Source organism: Providencia sneebia DSM 19967 (assembly GCF_000314895.2).
GTDB classification, from domain to species: domain Bacteria; phylum Pseudomonadota; class Gammaproteobacteria; order Enterobacterales; family Enterobacteriaceae; genus Providencia; species Providencia sneebia.
In genome coordinates, this window is record NZ_CM001773.1 from 1,442,078 (window position 1) to 1,458,339 (window position 16,262).

Annotated in this window: 14 protein-coding genes; 4 read left to right on the forward strand and 10 right to left on the reverse strand. The window is 40.0% G+C overall.

Translation table 11 applies throughout. The features are described 5' to 3' along the window. Positions 1 to 3 precede the first annotated feature (3 nt). The 5 genes from leuS to OO7_RS05815 form a co-directional block, all read right to left on the reverse strand. Positions 4 to 2,586, reverse strand: a complete 2,583-nt coding sequence (gene leuS, locus OO7_RS05795) for a leucine--tRNA ligase (RefSeq protein ID WP_008915025.1) — start codon at positions 2,584 to 2,586, stop codon at positions 4 to 6. Positions 2,587 to 2,995: 409 nt separating this feature from the next. Next, positions 2,996 to 3,721, reverse strand: a complete 726-nt coding sequence (locus OO7_RS05800; RefSeq protein ID WP_008915026.1) for an amino acid ABC transporter ATP-binding protein — start codon at positions 3,719 to 3,721, stop codon at positions 2,996 to 2,998. Next, entirely contained in the window at positions 3,718 to 4,398 is a 681-nt protein-coding gene (gltK, locus tag OO7_RS05805; protein ID WP_008915027.1) for a glutamate/aspartate ABC transporter permease GltK, read from the reverse strand. The genes OO7_RS05800 and gltK overlap by 4 nt, the downstream gene beginning before the upstream one ends. Position 4,399: 1 nt before the next feature. Further along, complete coding sequence (locus OO7_RS05810) at positions 4,400 to 5,140, reverse strand: amino acid ABC transporter permease (RefSeq protein ID WP_008915028.1); 741 nt, start codon at positions 5,138 to 5,140, stop codon at positions 4,400 to 4,402. Positions 5,141 to 5,254: 114 nt separating this feature from the next. After that, the gene (locus OO7_RS05815) at positions 5,255 to 6,148 is read right to left on the reverse strand and encodes an amino acid ABC transporter substrate-binding protein (RefSeq protein ID WP_008915029.1); all 894 of its coding nucleotides are present in this window, start codon (positions 6,146 to 6,148) and stop codon (positions 5,255 to 5,257) included. Positions 6,149 to 6,672: 524 nt separating this feature from the next. Here OO7_RS05815 and OO7_RS05820 point away from each other — a divergent pair. Genes OO7_RS05820 through OO7_RS05835 form a run of 4 tightly spaced genes read left to right on the forward strand, consistent with a single transcriptional unit; the run spans position 6,673 to position 10,416 of the window. Then, entirely contained in the window at positions 6,673 to 7,137 is a 465-nt protein-coding gene (locus tag OO7_RS05820; RefSeq protein ID WP_236620675.1) for a metal resistance protein, read from the forward strand. Beyond that, on the forward strand, positions 7,121 to 9,187 hold the full coding sequence (locus tag OO7_RS05825) for a protein-disulfide reductase DsbD family protein (RefSeq protein WP_008915031.1): 2,067 nt from the start codon (positions 7,121 to 7,123) through the stop codon (positions 9,185 to 9,187). The genes OO7_RS05820 and OO7_RS05825 overlap by 17 nt, the downstream gene beginning before the upstream one ends. Continuing rightward, a complete protein-coding gene (locus OO7_RS05830) occupies positions 9,184 to 9,912 on the forward strand; it encodes a DsbA family protein (RefSeq protein ID WP_008915032.1) in 729 nt (242 codons plus the stop codon). Before OO7_RS05825 ends, OO7_RS05830 begins: the two co-directional genes overlap by 4 nt. Before the next feature lie 3 nt (positions 9,913 to 9,915). Next, a complete protein-coding gene (locus OO7_RS05835) occupies positions 9,916 to 10,416 on the forward strand; it encodes a protein disulfide oxidoreductase (RefSeq protein WP_008915033.1) in 501 nt (166 codons plus the stop codon). A gap of 149 nt (positions 10,417 to 10,565) precedes the next feature. Here OO7_RS05835 and lnt read toward each other — a convergent pair whose 3' ends face one another. From lnt to miaB, 5 genes are all read right to left on the reverse strand, one after another. After that, positions 10,566 to 12,095 (reverse strand): apolipoprotein N-acyltransferase, encoded by a 1,530-nt coding sequence (gene lnt / locus OO7_RS05840; protein WP_008915034.1) that lies wholly within the window; start codon positions 12,093 to 12,095, stop codon positions 10,566 to 10,568. Then, positions 12,095 to 12,979, reverse strand: a complete 885-nt coding sequence (gene corC, locus OO7_RS05845; RefSeq protein WP_008915035.1) for a CNNM family magnesium/cobalt transport protein CorC — start codon at positions 12,977 to 12,979, stop codon at positions 12,095 to 12,097. Before corC ends, lnt begins: the two co-directional genes overlap by 1 nt. Positions 12,980 to 13,248: 269 nt before the next feature. Further along, the gene (gene ybeY, locus OO7_RS05850; protein ID WP_008915036.1) at positions 13,249 to 13,716 is read right to left on the reverse strand and encodes an rRNA maturation RNase YbeY; all 468 of its coding nucleotides are present in this window, start codon (positions 13,714 to 13,716) and stop codon (positions 13,249 to 13,251) included. Then, positions 13,717 to 14,769 carry a PhoH family protein gene (locus OO7_RS05855; protein WP_008915037.1) on the reverse strand — a complete coding sequence of 351 codons (1,053 nt, stop codon included), beginning with the start codon at positions 14,767 to 14,769 and terminating at the stop codon, positions 13,717 to 13,719. Between the two features lie 32 nt (positions 14,770 to 14,801). After that, entirely contained in the window at positions 14,802 to 16,232 is a 1,431-nt protein-coding gene (gene miaB, locus OO7_RS05860) for a tRNA (N6-isopentenyl adenosine(37)-C2)-methylthiotransferase MiaB (RefSeq protein ID WP_008915038.1), read from the reverse strand. Between the last annotated feature and the right edge of the window lie 30 nt (positions 16,233 to 16,262).

Below are 16,262 nucleotides of genomic sequence, written 5' to 3' on the forward strand. Positions count from 1 at the left end.
TTATCAGCCTACTACTAGGTTCAGTAGTTTACCAGGAACATAAATGACTTTACGGATGTTCACGCCCTCAAGGTATTTAGCAACACTGTATTCTTTTGATGCCATATCAAGGACAAATTCTTGATTTGCATCAGCAGGAACAGTTACGCGACCGCGGACTTTACCATTAACTTGGATAACAACCAGTTTGGTGTCATCCACCATAGCGTCTTTATCTGCTATTGGCCAAGCTGCACAATCAACATCATCTGTATGGCCTAATGCTTGCCACATTTCAAAGCACGCATGTGGAATGATTGGGTAGAGCATGATAACAATGGCTTCCAAAGATTCTTGTACTAAAGCGCGATCTTGTTCAGTTTCTTGTGGTGCACGAACTAATTTGTTCATGAATTCCATGATGGCAGCAATTGCGGTATTAAACGCATAACGACGGTCGAAATCGTCTGTCACTTTAGCAATTGTTTTATGCAGATCACGGCGCAGATCTTTTTGTTCAGCAGTTAATGTGTTGATATCTAAAGGTTGTGTTGCACCTTTTTGTGAGTGCTCATGAACTAAACGCCATACACGGCGTACAAAACGGTTAGCGCCTTCAACACTTGATTCTTGCCATTCAAGAGTGAGTTCTGGTGGAGCAGCAAACATCATGAATAGGCGGACAGTATCAGCACCGTATTTTTCGACCATCAATTGTGGGTCAATACCATTGTTTTTTGATTTGGACATTTTGCTCATACCGGTATAAACCAGTTCATGTCCTTCATTATCAACAGCTTTAGTTATACGGCCTTTTTCATCACGTTCAACAATTGCATCGGTTGGAGAAACCCATACGCGCTGGCCATCTTCACCAGTGTAGTAGAAGGCATCTGCCAGAACCATACCTTGACACAGTAAGCGCTTAGCAGGCTCATCTGAATTGACTAATCCAGCATCACGCATCAATTTATGGAAGAAACGGAAATACATTAAGTGCATGATGGCGTGTTCAATACCACCAATATATTGGTCAACAGGAAGCCAGTAGTTAGCCGCTGTAGGATCTAACATGCCTTCATCATAATGTGGGCAAGTATAGCGAGCATAGTACCAAGATGATTCCATGAAGGTATCAAAAGTATCGGTTTCAAGTAGAGCAGGTTGACCATTAATTGTCGTTTTAGCCCATTGCGGATCTGCTTTTATTGGGCTGGTGATGCCATCCATTTCAACATCTTCAGGTAACACGACTGGTAATTGATCTTCAGGAACAGGAACAACCGTGCCATCTTCCAATGTTGCCATTGGGATTGGCGCTCCCCAATAACGTTGACGAGAAACACCCCAATCACGTAAGCGATAGTTGATTTTACGGTTACCTACGCCAATTGAAACTAATTTATCTGCAATAGCGTTAAAACCAGCAGCATTGTCTAATCCGCTAAATTCGCCTGAATTAATCAGTGAGGATTTTTCAGTCATTGCTTCTTCAGAGATGTCAGGTTCACTGCCATCAGCATTTGCAATAACCACTTTGAGTGGCAAATTATATTTATGCGCAAATTCCCAGTCACGTTGGTCATGAGCAGGAACTGCCATAACTGCACCTGTACCATATTCCATTAATACAAAGTTAGCGGCCCAAATAGGCAGTTTTTCTTGAGTTAATGGATGAATAACATACAGCCCCGTTGGTACACCTTTTTTGTCCATCGTTGCCATATCAGCTTCAGATGTTTTGGTGTTACGGCATTCAGCAATGAAATCAGCGAGCTCTTGGTTATTTGCTGCCGCTTCTTGTGCTAATGGATGGCCTGCTGCAACGGCAACATAAGTGACGCCCATAAAAGTATCTGGACGCGTTGTGTAAACAGTGAGTTTGTCATCACGATCAGCAACATTAAACGTAATATCAACCCCTTCTGAGCGGCCAATCCAGTTACGTTGCATTGTTTTAACTTGTTCTGGCCAATCATCAAGATTGTCGAGATCATTAAGCAGTTCTTCTGCATAGTCAGTAATTTTAATAAACCACTGAGGAATTTCTTTACGCTCAACCGGTGTGTCGCAACGCCAGCAACAACCATCAATAACTTGTTCGTTAGCCAGTACGGTTAAATCGTGTGGGCACCAGTTAACAGCTGAGGTTTTTTTATACACTAAACCTTTTTCATAAAGCTTGGTGAAAAACCACTGTTCCCAGCGATAATATTCAGGCGTACAAGTGGTAACTTCACGGTTCCAATCATACCCAAAGCCCAGCATTTTTAGCTGCGTTTTCATGTAATCAATATTGGCATAAGTCCAAGGTGCTGGTGCTGTTTTATTTTTTACAGCAGCGCCTTCAGCTGGTAGACCAAAAGCATCCCAACCAATTGGTTGAAGCACATTTTTACCTAATAAACGTTGGTAACGGGAGATAACATCACCCATGGTGTAGTTACGTACATGCCCCATGTGAAGTCGGCCAGAAGGGTAAGGTAGCATTGACAGGCAGTAGTATTTTTCTTTGCTGTTGTCTTCTGTCACTTTGAAAGTTTCTTTTTCATCCCAGTGACTCTGTACTTTTGGCTCTATATCTTCTGGACGATATTGTTCTTGCATGGCACCGATAATCCTATGGTGAATAAATGCTACTCAGTAGCGTTAAAATATATTTCTTTAATTCAGATCCGCATAGCATAGCGGATCATGACCGAAAACAACAATAGTTGATTAACTAAACTTATGAGGAAGTTATATATTGCTTTTCGGGGAGCGGGTTCAGACAATTTTATGCTGATAACGACATAACTTATAACCACACAACTTAACTAAAAATACTCATGATTGATAGTTCTTTACATAAAAAAACGATATGGATGATCCATTTGGCTTAAGGGAGAATCTAATCTTTTTTTGTGCATTTATAGCGATGAACTATTTAGAGAGAAAATAATATTTAGAGATATTAGTTGGGGCGCAGTCATATTGATCTGAGCCCCAAGGAGTGGAAAGGGTAACTTAGTGGATATTAATGCAAAATTTTTGCGAGGAAGTCTTTAGCGCGATCGGATTGAGGATTCTCAAAGAAATCTTCTTTCTTGCTATCTTCAACTATTTTACCTTCGTCCATAAAAATGACGCGATCGGCTACTTTTTTGGCAAAGCCCATTTCATGGGTCACCACCATCATTGTCATACCTTCATTTGCAAGCTTGACCATAACATCAAGAACTTCATTGATCATTTCTGGGTCAAGTGCGGATGTTGGTTCATCAAACAACATGGCAACGGGGTCCATACACAAAGCGCGAGCGATAGCGACACGTTGCTGCTGGCCGCCTGAAAGCTGGGCTGGAAACTTATTGGCATGATTTGATAATCCAACACGCTCAAGAAGTTTTAACCCTTTCTTTTCAGCTTCTTTTTTATCTCTATTTAGCACTTTGACTTGAGCAAGTGTTAAATTTTCAATAATAGAAAGGTGAGGGAACAGCTCAAAATGCTGGAACACCATGCCGACTTTTGAGCGCAATTTTGCTAAATCTGTTTTTTTATTGTTGACCTGGATGCCATTTACAAAAATTTCACCCTGCTGAATAGGTTCAAGACCATTCACCGTTTTTATTAGTGTGGATTTACCAGAACCAGATGGCCCACAGACAACGACGACCTCGCCTTTTTTGACTTCAGTTGTACAGTCAGTGAGTACCTGAAATTGGCCATACCATTTAGATACATTTTTCAGGGTAATCATGAAACAGTCCTTTTCTTAAGATAATTCACCAGCATTGAAGCGCCGAAGCTGATAATAAAATACACCAGACCTGCAAACAATATCATTTCCACCTGTGTTCCGTCACGCTCACCGATATTTGTTGCTGTACGGAAGAAGTCGGTTAAGCTCAGAACATAGACCAAGGATGAATCTTGGAATAATACAATACCTTGGGTTAGTAGTAGTGGGACCATTGCCTTAAAGGCTTGCGGCAAGACAATTAATCTCATTGCTTGCATGTTGGTCATGCCTAAAGCAAGCGCTGCTGAAGCTTGGCCTCGAGAAATACTTTGAATACCCGCTCGGATAATTTCTGAGTAATAAGCCGCTTCAAAAAGCGAGAATGCTATCATTGCTGACATTAAACGAATATCTGTTTTTGGCGAGATGCCTAGAACATTTTGGACTAAGTTAGGAACAATGAGATAAAACCAAAGTAATACCATGACCAACGGAATTGATCGAAAAGTATTGACATAGAGAGCCGCAAACCAGCGAAATGGTTTGAAGGAAGAGATCCGCATTACCGCTAGAACAGTTCCCCATAAAATACCAACAATAATTGCCGTGATAGTTATTTTCGCGGTAATAATTAAACCATCGACTAAGAATGGCCAACTTGGCGCGATAGAGCTCCAATCAAATTCATAGAACATATTATCGCCCTCCCATTGAGCCTGGTAAGCGAACTTTGCGCTCAAGTATGCTCATCAGTGCCATAATGACTAAGTTGATACCAACATAAGCTAGGGTAATTGCCGTAAAAGACTCCCAAGCGTGGGCAGAATAATCGAGCAGCTTTCCTGCTTGTGCCGCCATGTCAACGAGACCAATTGTTGATGCAATGGCAGAGTTTTTTACCAAGTTAAGCATTTCTGACGTCATTGGTGGCAAAATAACTCGATATGCATTAGGTAATAAGACATAGCGATAGGTTTGTGGCAAGGTTAGCCCCATTGCGAGAGCCGCATTTTTTTGCCCTCGAGGAAGCGATTGAATTGCTGCTCTGACTTGCTCTGTGACACGCGCCGCTGTAAATAAGCCGAGGCATAAGGTTGATGAAATAAAAAATTGGTAGTTAGGGGCTAAATCCATTTTGAACCAATCACCAATCGAACGAGGTAACAGTTCTGGAATAACCAAATACCACGTAAAAAATTGCACGATTAAGGGAACATTACGGAATAATTCAACGTAGATAGTGCCTAACATGGATAAGTAGCGATTTGGTACTGTTCGTAAAATACCAAAGAAAGAGCCGACAAGAAACGCGATGATCCAAGCACAGATAGAAAGTGCAATGGTGACTTCAAAGCCAGATATTAGCCACCCTAAATAGGTGGTATTCCCAAACGGGGCTTCTTGTAAGAAAATCCCCCAATTCCAATCAATTGACATAATTCTACTTCCTGTGGGCAATTAGATTGTCCCTACTATTGAATAAGAGGATGCAAGGCGGGGAACGACCGCCTTGCGATTCTCACTTCAATAACACCCTGTTTGTTTTTTTAATTAGTTTAAAGCTTTATCATTTGGTGATTTGAATAATGTTTTCATTTCATCAGATAAGGTGAATTTTAAGTTTAGGTTTTTAGGTGGAATAGGTTGATTGAACCAGCGCTCAAAGGATTTCTCTGCTGTGCCGGAAGTTTGTGCGTTAGCAATAGTTTCATCGACTAGTTTTTTAAACTCAGGATCATCTTTGCGCAGCATACAACCGTAAGCTTCTTCAGTTTGTGGAGTTCCAACGATTTCCCAAATATCGGGTTTTTTCGCTTTCGCACGTTCGCCAGCAAGCAATGCATCATCCATCATAAACGCAACAGCACGACCTGATTCTAGAGTCCGGAATGAGTCACCATGATCTTTTGCGCTGATGATGCGCATTTTCATATTTTTCTCATCATTAAGCTTATTTAGCAGAACTTCAGAGGTTGTACCGGAGGTAACAACGACGTTTTTACCTGCTAAATCCGCAAAATCTTTGACACCTGTGTCATTTTTAGTGAGTAGGCGAGTACCCACAACGAAAATAGTATTGGAGAATGCAGCTTGTTTTTGTCTTTCTAAGTTATTGGTTGTTGATCCGCATTCAAAATCATAAGTACCATTTTGAAGTAGTGGGATACGATTTTGTGATGTAATAGGAATTAGTTTGACTTCAAGGTCAGGTTTGTTGAGCTTTTTCTTAACAGCTTCAACAATTTCGTTAGAGTAATCTTGTGAATAACCCACAACTTTTTGGTTGTTATCATAATAAGAAAATGGAACTGAAGATTCGCGATGTCCGACGACAATGACGCCATTGTCATTAACTTTCTTCAGCGTACCTGTTAGTTCATCAGCTTGAACAGCGCAGGTTGCACCTAACATCATCATAGATAATACAATCTTGCTCATACGCATATTACAGCTCCTTTCTAAGCTCGGGTATCTAGCTCATGTGTGTTTTGCTTGCTAATGTCTCGTCGATTTATAAAAAGTCGCAATCATTAGTCATATGTTTAATTAATGTTAAAAATTAAATAAAAATGTTAATTAATGAAAACGAATTGTTTCAGAATCGGGAGCTGTCTCGCATAATATTTAGAACATTCCTGATTTTTCGCACTATTAATGGGAAGCGATTCTCTAAAAGTGAAATTTCTCACTATATTCCGCACCATAATGGTGAAGCTAAGATATCGTTTTCATATTTACATAGAGTTAATGCATCTATCATGCCACTTTTGTTTTTATTAAAAGCAATGATGAAAATTTAAGATTTGTAAAGTTAGATGATGCCGCTTGTACCAAGTTATTTGCTGTGTAAGATGTAGGCTCATTTTCGTTTATTAAATTTTGAGCTGAATTCTTATCGTTAGCTACGACTGAGTTGCTTACAATGTGTTATTAAGATGTTTTCTCTGGAGAAATAGATAAAGATAGGCATGAACAGGCAACTTAAGCTAGGAAAAGGATTAGTATTATTAGCCTGTCTGATGGTGTTACTTTGTATGAATCAAAGAGCCGTTGGAAAGTACCTATTTGCCCAAAATTCTTCACAAGAATTAACGAATATTCATCAGCTTAATGAGAAAAAACTGACTTTACAGTCAGGTGATTTCGAACTAAATAATAGCCAAGTCCAGCTATCTTCCTGTGAGTTAAGTGCTAAATCACTGTTCACAGTATTACCTTCTATTGTTGAACCTATGACTTTTTTACTCATTGCTATTGCGGCATTGAGTCTGTTTTGTACCCATCTATTCTCGCGTCAAGCCCATCGTGAAAAAAATACCCCCCGCCAAATGTTAGGCTCCATTTGCAGTTTTGTAATCTCCGAGATTAGAGCACCACTGCGTTCAAAGAGTCGGTGTGTTTTATTCTGGAGGAATTATGCGTTTTTTAATTAATGTGTTAATCATATTATCAGCACTGTTTTCGGGCATTGTTTCCGCCGCAGATACAGGATGGTTGACTGATAAACATAATGATCATGCGCAAGTGCGTTTGTTAAGCTCTTCCCAAAAAAATGGGAAGGTCGCTTTATTATTAGATGTACAACTGCAAGATGGCTGGAAAACCTATTGGCGTTCTCCGGGAGAAGGAGGGATTGCTCCTGAAATTGAGTGGCAATCTCCTGTAAACCAGATGGATTGGTTATGGCCTGCACCTAGCCGTTTTAATGTAGAAGGGATTTCAACTCAAGGTTATATGGGAAATCCTATTTTCCCTATCATTATCAATAGCGATGAAGAACTTGATAAATTATCAGGAACATTAACTCTATCAACGTGTAGCAATGTTTGTGTGTTGACGGATTATCCTTTCGAGCTTGATTTAACAGAGCCGGAACCTGATGATTTTGAATGGGCATTTAATCAGGCTAAAGGGAAAGTCCCACCTACAACAGGATTAGTTCATAACTATGATGTTGGTTTTGCTGAAGACCAATTAACAATTAATTTGCAGAAAGTAGGTGGGAGTCATTGGCGTGAAAATGCTGATATTTTCACCGATTTGCCGGAAGGAACAACGTTAAGTGAGCCTCGAATTCATGTTTCTGGTGATAAATTAACAGCAACAATTGATGTTAAAGATGATTGGGGCGGAAAAGCACCAGATCTTACGGGAGAAAAACTCTCTTTTGTGGTGACGGATGGTGAGCTTTCTCAGCAAGTTAACACAAAAATTGCCGCTATCTCAGAGAGTCATAATGTTGTTTCACAACCAACAGAAAGTACAACGATCTCTTTGTGGCAAATTTTAGTTTTTGCCTTGCTTGGTGGCTTAATTTTAAACCTCATGCCTTGTGTTTTACCTGTGCTAGCCATGAAACTTGGTTCAGTTTTAATGGTGCCACAAGGTGAGCAAAAAACGATCCGCCGTCAATTCTTATTGTCATCTTCAGGGATTTTAGTCTCATTTTGGCTTCTAGCCTTACTAATGACATTATTGCGCATTGGACAGCAAGCCGTTGGCTGGGGAATTCAATTTCAAAATCCGTGGTTTATTGGGTTTATGGTCATTATTACAGGGCTATTTACCGCGAATCTTTTTGGCTTATTTGAAATCCAACTTAATAGCAAAACGAATACACGTATAGCAATGGCGGGCGGTCATGGCAATAGCGGGCATTTTTGGCAAGGCGTGTTTGCAACACTATTAGCAACGCCTTGCTCTGCACCTTTTTTGGGCACAGCGGTTGCATTTGCATTAGCCGCTCCTCTTGAAGAGCTATGGTTGATTTTTACAGCGCTAGGTCTAGGGATGAGTTTGCCTTGGTTATTGATCGCAGCTTTCCCCGCTATATCCCGCTTATTACCAAAGCCTGGTGCTTGGATGGCAAAATTGAGAGCCGTGCTTGGAATCATGATGCTGCTTTCATGCTTATGGCTAATTGGGTTACTAATCCCATATTTCGGTGAAAGTTATGTATTCGCAATAGTTATTATTTTCCTATTACTGTTGATGATATTTATTGCTAAAAAATACCATTTACGTACCGCGGTTATGGCTTTCGTCTTATTTGGCGTACTGGCTGGTGGTTTTGTGTGGATGAATAACGGCCATAGCTCAGTAAATAGCTCATTAATTCAGGATAAAATTGAGTGGCAGCCGTTAAGTGAAGAAGCCATTGTGCAAGCACTAGCAGAACACAAGCGTGTATTCATTGATGTTACTGCTGATTGGTGTGTAACCTGTAAAGCAAATAAATATAACGTCTTGTTAAGGGACGATGTTCAACAACTTTTAAGTCAACCTGATGTGGTAGCATTAAGGGGCGACTGGACCAAGCCATCCTCGGAAATTACTGAGTTTTTAAAGAAACGAGGACAGGTTGCTGTTCCATTTAACCAAATCTATGGCCCTTCGTTGGCAGAGGGTGAAATACTGTCAACAATACTTGATCGTGATGCTTTAATATCAATTATGAATGAGGCCAAAGGAGCCAAAAAATGAAAAAAACGATTTTAGCGGTTTTATTTTCGTCGTTAATGCTAGGTGCAACTGCTCATGCGGCTCCATTAACTGCTGATCAAGAAGCTCAAGTCCGTCAGTTGGTTCGTGATACTTTAATTAAGAACCCTGAAATTTTAGAAGAAGCTATTGTTGCATTGCAATCTCAAAAAGCAGAAAAGCAACAAGAGCAAGTAGCATCTACCATTAAGAGTGAGCACGATGCTTTGTTTAATGATCCTGCAAGTCCGCGCCTAGGTGCTAAAGATGCAAAACTAGTACTGGTGAATTTTACTGACTATAACTGCCCATTCTGTAAGCGTTTTGATCCTCAGCTTGAAGAGATAGTGAAAAAATACCCAGAAGTGGCGGTGGTTATCAAGCCTCTACCTTTTAAAGGGCAAACATCTCTGGAGTCATCACAATTAGTTTTAACCTTGTGGGAAAAAGATCCAAAAGCATTCCAAGCATTGCATGAGAAATTTATGCAAAAACAAGGAATGTTGACTGAAGAAAATATTAAACAAGCATTAAAAGCAACAGGTAATGAGAAATTGGTAGCAAATGAAAAGAGTAGCAAGACTATTCGTAAAAACATGGAATTAGCAGAAAAGTTGGGCGTTAATGGTACGCCAGCAACATTAGTTGGTGATGAAATTATTCCTGGTGCAATTGATTCTCAACAGCTGGATGCAATTGTTAAAGAACAATTGGCAAAAATAAAATAATTGATGGTCAAGCTAAAGAGATGGGCAAAAGAAATCGTCATATTAGTGGTGATTTTGTGTATTGCCTTTGCGGTAATGGATTTTTGGCGAAAGCCGAAAGTCTTATCACCTTTGTTGTTGGAGACTCAACAGCTGATGATAGGCGAGCCCATTTCTTTAGCTGAGTTAAGTGAGCAGCAGCCGGTTGTTGTCTACTTTTGGGCGACTTGGTGTGGTGTCTGTAAAATGACGTCACCAATGGTTTCAGATTTGGCAAAATCAGGTATACCTGTTGTTTCTATTGCAATACGCTCGGGTGATAGCCAGCGTTTATTAGCTGGAATGACCAAAGCAGGACTAGATTTTCCTGTTATTAATGATGTGAATGGTCAATTCTCTAATGCAGTTGGTATTAGTGCAACACCAACCTTTATGATCATTGATAAAGGTAAGATAGCTAGTTTTACAACGGGCTGGACGAGTGAATGGGGGATTAAAGCGCGCTTTTGGCTAGCTTCTTTCTAAGCTTACCTATCAATATTTTTACCGACAAGACTCGCTAAACATCTTATTTATTGTCTACAAATCAATTTTAATAAGAGCATCAATCCAAAATAAAAATAGGATCGCTGCTCTTATCTATTCAGTTTATTCAGTAACTATTTGGTACGGTTTTATTTACGGAATCGACCAAACGAGAATGCCACGAATAAAAAGATCACAACAGTTCCCCACATAGGCCAATTACTCCAGCGCGCATAAGGTGTTAGACCCGTTGTTGGAATAATGGTTGCAGCAAGTGTTGCCGCTTCAAATTGTGGTAATTCAGCTTGAATAGTTCCATCTGCACGAATAATTGCTGTTATGCCATTATTGGTCGCGCGAAGTAATGGGCGACCGAGTTCAAGTGCTCGCATCCGCGCCATTTGGAAATGCTGCCAAGGACCTATTGATTTACCAAACCAAGCATCATTCGAAATAGTGAGCAAATAATCACTATCTGGTTGGAAATTATCGCGAACTTGAGTTCCAAGAATAATTTCATAACAAATTGTTGGTGTTAAATGGATATTACCCGCAACTAGCTGAGGTTGTTGATAATCCCCTCTACTAAAGCCTGACATAGGTAAATTAAAGAAAGGCGCAATAGGGCGTAAAATGTCTTCTAGTGGTACAAATTCACCAAAAGGCACGAGGTGATGTTTATTGTAGCGGTTTTGGGTTGGATAAACGTAGGGTGTTTTATCCCCTAACACAATAATACTATTATAGAAACGATAATGGTCATTGTATGAATGAGCATCAACAATGCCGGTGATTAACTTAGTTTCTGATTCTAATAATACGGTATCAAGTGATTTTAGCCAGTGTTGGTTATCTAATTCGACTGAAGGCACTGCAGATTCAGGCCAGATAATTAACGATGCTTTGCCAATATAGGGGCTTGAAAGCTTGATATAGGTCTCTTTTATCTGCTGTAAATATTTATTTTCCCATTTAAGGGCTTGTGGAATATTTCCTTGGACGAGTGCAACTTCTGTTTGTTTTTCTTCAAGCAGAGTGAACCAATGAATATTTTTAAGAGAAATAGGTGCAAATAAAATAATTGCTGCGACAACTAATGCACTAATACTGCGGCGAACTAATGATAAAACCAGCAATCCACTAATAATAAATAGTGTCAGTGTCATCATTTCGATACCAAAAATGGGGGCTAACCCTTTTATTGGCCCATCGATTTGGCTATAACCAAATTGTAACCACGGAAAACCAGTTAATACCCAACCGCGTAAAAATTCAGTGATTTGCCAGATGGCGGGTGCAGCAAAAACTAACCGCCAAACAGTTGGGTTAGGAAAAAATTTAGTCAGCAGGTAACCAAATAACCCAGTATAAAGAGAAAGGTAAGCCGCGAGTAAAATCACCAGTAGGATATTGACGACTTCAGGCATCCCACCAAAATCAGCAATGCTGACATATACCCAATTGACGCCAGAACCAAAAAGACCAAATCCCCATGCGAAAGCAATTACAAAAGATTGTTTTGCTGAACGGTTTAGTGTTAATAGCAGGAGAAAGAAAATAGAAACGAGAGCTAATGGCCATAGGTCAAATGGAGAAAAAGCCAGTGTTCCACTGGCTCCGAAGATTAAAGCCAGCAGCACTCGCAGCCACTGGCTTTGGTAACAGGAAGTTGAGTTCATTAAATCTTTTCGTCATCCAAAATAGGTGCTGGCGCATCGTCAGGAATTTTGACATGAAGTAAAATAATCCGACGGCTATCTGCCATAGCAACTTTAAATTGATAGTTATCAATTGTGATTGTTTCGCCGCGAGAAGGCAAGTGGCCGAAAGCTTGCATCACTAAACCACCAATTGTATCAACTTCCTCATCACTGAAGTGGGTGCCGAATGCTTCGTTAAAATCTTCAATTTGGGTTAGTGCTCTTGCAGAATAAGAGTGTTGACTGAGTTGACGAATATCAACATCATCCTCATCATCATATTCATCTTCAATTTCACCAACAATAAGTTCTAGGATATCTTCGATGGTTACTAAGCCTGATACACCGCCGAATTCATCAATAACAATAGCCATATGATAGCGCAGTGAACGAAACTCTTTTAATAGCCTATCGACACGTTTACTTTCAGGAACAACAACAGCTTGCCGTAAAACTTTATCAATACTAAAAGGTTCTGCATCTGTACGCATAAATGGCAATAAATCTTTTGCCATTAATAGCCCTTCAATATGATCTTTATCTTCGCTAATGACCGGAAAGCGAGAGTGGGCGGAATCAATGATGACATCAAGGCATTCATCAAGTGTTTGATTACGTTTCAACGTCACAATTTGTGAACGAGGGATCATAATGTCACGCACTCGCTGATCTGCAATGCCCATGACACCTTCTAACATGTCACGAGTATCGGGATCGATAAGGTCGTTTTGCTCAGAATCACGAATGAGTTCGACCAAATCACCGCGGTTTTTAGGTTCACCGTGGAAAAGGTGGTTTAAAAGTGCAAAGAACCCTTTCTTAGGACCAGGGTTGTCAATACTCGAAGAGTTATCGTCGCTCATGGCGTTTTATTTGTTATTCCCCAATAGGTAATTAAATTATTCATAAACTATCGAATTGCTGCTAAATCTGGCAAATAGTGCAAAATTTACAGCTTATATGCAACTCAATTGATTATGTGTGACTGTATATCCATTAATGAAGTGAGCTATTATTGAATCGTTAATGTTGAAAATAAGCATTTTAAGGAAATGCAATCATCATTCTAGTTCAAAAAAACAGCACACTTCCACTTACTCTATTAATATTTAGCATAAAAATAGTTAATTGGTCATTCTTTTTCTGCGATATAGGGATCTTCATACCCTAATTCAGCTAAAATCTCAGTTTCCAATGATTCCATTTCTTCTGCTTCATCATCTTCAATATGATCATAACCTAATAAATGTAGGCAACCATGAACAACCATATGAGCCCAATGTTCTTCCGCACTTTTTTGTTGATCTATTGCTTCTTGTTCAACAACTTGGCGGCAAATAATTAAGTCACCAAGTAATGGTAATTCAATTTCAGGTGGTGCTTCAAATGGGAAAGATAGCACATTTGTTGGCTTGTCTTTTCCTCGGTACGTTAGGTTTAAATGATGGCTTTCTTCTTCATCAACAATGCGAATAGTGACTTCACTCTGTTCTTGAAATTTAGGTAAAACGGCATTTAACCAACGCTGAAATTGGGCTTCACTGGGTAAGCCTGTGTTATCTTCACAGGCTAATTGTAGATCAAGAATGATTTCACTCATTTAATTCTGTTCCTGATTTTCTAACTCTTTTTGCTTCTCTTTTTCTTCTCGAAGTTGTTGGCGGCGTTTGTTGTCTTGCTCTTCCCATGCTTCATAAGCGATAACAACTTTAGCAACAACAGGATGGCGCACAACATCTTCACTATGGAAGAAATTGAAACTGAGCTCATCAACACCAGAAAGAACTTCAATCGCATGTCTTAAGCCTGATTTATTGCCACGCGGTAAATCGACCTGTGTGATATCACCTGTGACAACGGCTTTTGAATTGAAGCCAATGCGCGTTAAGAACATTTTCATCTGCTCAATAGTGGTGTTTTGGCTTTCATCTAAGATGATAAAAGCATCATTGAGTGTTCTACCACGCATATAAGCTAATGGCGCAACTTCAATGACATTTCGCTCAATCAGTTTTTCGACTTTTTCAAAGCCAAGCATTTCAAACAGAGCATCATATAAAGGACGTAAATAAGGGTCGACTTTTTGACTAAGGTCACCCGGTAAGAAGCCCAGTTTTTCACCTGCTTCAACGGCAGGGCGGGTGAGTAAAATACGACGCACTTCTTGGCGCTCTAATGCATCAACAGCTGCGGCAACGGCAAGGTAAGTTTTCCCTGTTCCCGCAGGACCAATACCAAACGTAATATCATGATCTAATATATTAGCAATGTATTGTGCCTGATTTGGTGTTCGTGGCTTAACGACACCACGTTTTGTTTTGATATTAACAGCTTTACCATAATCAGGAACGCTATCCGCAGCCTGTTCTAAAACTCGGCTTTCAGATATCGCGAGATGAATTTGTTCAGGGTCAATATCAGGGATAACACCACGAATTGGCGCTGTATCAACATAAAGTTGGCGTAAAATTTTACTTGCCGCTTGGATGTTGAGAGGTTTGCCCGACAATTTGAAACGATTGTCATGACGGTTAATTTCGATGGCAAGGCGGCGTTCAAGCTGCTTGATATTGTCATCAAATGGCCCGCAAAGGCTCATTAAACGCTGATTATCTGCGGGCTCTAAAAAGATTTCTTGTGTTGCAATTTGCAATGGTTTTTTATCGGTCACTGAGTATCCTATCTTTAGGGTTGGTATCTACCAACGCCAAGTTCATCTTCTTTACGAGTTCTTGCAATGACGGAAGCGGGTGATTCACTTACGCGTAAGCCCATTTGGTCTTCGGTACGAATAACTTTTCCACGTAGAGAGTTGGCGTAAACATCAACAATTTCCACGTCAACAAATTTCCCTATCATCTCTGGCGAGCCTTCAAAATTAACAACGCGGTTATTTTCGGTGCGGCCGGATAGTTCCATTACATTTTTACGTGAAGGCCCTTCAACTAAAATACGTTGCGTGGTACCTAAGAAAGAACGGCTATAGTTCATTGCTTGCTGGTTGATACGTTGTTGAAGAAGATATAAACGCTGTTTTTTCTCTTCTTCACTCACATCATCAGGTAGATCGGCTGCTGGTGTTCCAGGTCTTGCCGAGTAAACGAAACTAAAGCTCATATCAAAATTCACATCCGCAATCAGTTTCATTGTTTTTTCAAAATCATCATTTGTTTCACCAGGGAAACCAACAATGAAGTCAGAACTAATGAGTATATCAGGACGCGCTTTGCGTAATTTACGAATAATGGCTTTGTATTCTAATGCAGTATGCGCGCGTTTCATTAGCGTCAGAATACGGTCAGAACCACTTTGTACTGGTAAATGTAAATAGCTGACTAATTCTGGCGTATCTTCGTAAACTTCAATAATGTCATCTGTAAATTCAATTGGATGGCTAGTGGTGAACCGGATGCGGTCAATCCCATCAATTGCAGCAACTAAACGAATTAATTCAGCAAATGAGCAAATCTCACCATCAAAAGTTTCGCCACGATAGGCGTTAACGTTTTGGCCTAATAAGTTAACTTCACGCACACCTTGAGCTGCTAATTGTGCGATTTCAAATAAGATATCATCACAAGGGCGGCTAACTTCTTCACCACGGGTATAAGGCACCACACAGAAAGTACAATATTTATTACAACCTTCCATAATGGAAACGAAAGCGGTTGGACCTTCTGCTTTTGGTTCCGGTAGGCGGTCAAATTTTTCAATTTCAGGGAAGCTGATATCAATAACAGGACTACGCGTTCCTTTAACTTGATTAATCATTTCCGGCAGGCGGTGAAGTGTTTGCGGTCCGAAAACTATATCGACGCTAGGCGCACGTTGACGGATAAAATCACCTTCTTGAGATGCAACGCAGCCACCAACCCCAATGATAATGTCAGGATTACTGTCTTTGAAAAATTTCCAACGTCCAAGCTGGTGGAAAACTTTTTCCTGTGCTTTTTCACGAATGGAACATGTATTGAGTAATAGCACATCCGCTTCTTCAGCAATTTCTGTTAGTTGGTAGCCATGGGTGCTTTCTAATAATGATGCCATTTTTGATGAGTCGTACTCATTCATTTGGCAGCCCCAAGTTTTAATATATAACTTTTTATTCGTCGACATGTTCAGTATCCGGTGTTTTCGAAGTGGCTA

Bases quoted from the DNA above. Each gene is read 5' to 3' on its own strand.
- leuS (WP_008915025.1), bottom strand. From the start codon at position 2,586: ATGCAAGAACAATATCGTCCAGAAGATATAGAGCCAAAAGTACAGAGT.
- OO7_RS05800 (WP_008915026.1), bottom strand. From the start codon at position 3,721: ATGATTACCCTGAAAAATGTATCTAAATGGTATGGCCAATTTCAGGTA.
- gltK (WP_008915027.1), bottom strand. From the start codon at position 4,398: ATGTTCTATGAATTTGATTGGAGCTCTATCGCGCCAAGTTGGCCATTC.
- OO7_RS05810 (WP_008915028.1), bottom strand. From the start codon at position 5,140: ATGTCAATTGATTGGAATTGGGGGATTTTCTTACAAGAAGCCCCGTTT.
- OO7_RS05815 (WP_008915029.1), bottom strand. From the start codon at position 6,148: ATGCGTATGAGCAAGATTGTATTATCTATGATGATGTTAGGTGCAACC.
- OO7_RS05820 (WP_236620675.1), top strand. From the start codon at position 6,673: ATGAACAGGCAACTTAAGCTAGGAAAAGGATTAGTATTATTAGCCTGT.
- OO7_RS05825 (WP_008915031.1), top strand. From the start codon at position 7,121: ATGCGTTTTTTAATTAATGTGTTAATCATATTATCAGCACTGTTTTCG.
- OO7_RS05830 (WP_008915032.1), top strand. From the start codon at position 9,184: ATGAAAAAAACGATTTTAGCGGTTTTATTTTCGTCGTTAATGCTAGGT.
- OO7_RS05835 (WP_008915033.1), top strand. From the start codon at position 9,916: ATGGTCAAGCTAAAGAGATGGGCAAAAGAAATCGTCATATTAGTGGTG.
- lnt (WP_008915034.1), bottom strand. From the start codon at position 12,095: ATGAACTCAACTTCCTGTTACCAAAGCCAGTGGCTGCGAGTGCTGCTG.
- corC (WP_008915035.1), bottom strand. From the start codon at position 12,979: ATGAGCGACGATAACTCTTCGAGTATTGACAACCCTGGTCCTAAGAAA.
- ybeY (WP_008915036.1), bottom strand. From the start codon at position 13,716: ATGAGTGAAATCATTCTTGATCTACAATTAGCCTGTGAAGATAACACA.
- miaB (WP_008915038.1), bottom strand. From the start codon at position 16,232: ATGTCGACGAATAAAAAGTTATATATTAAAACTTGGGGCTGCCAAATG.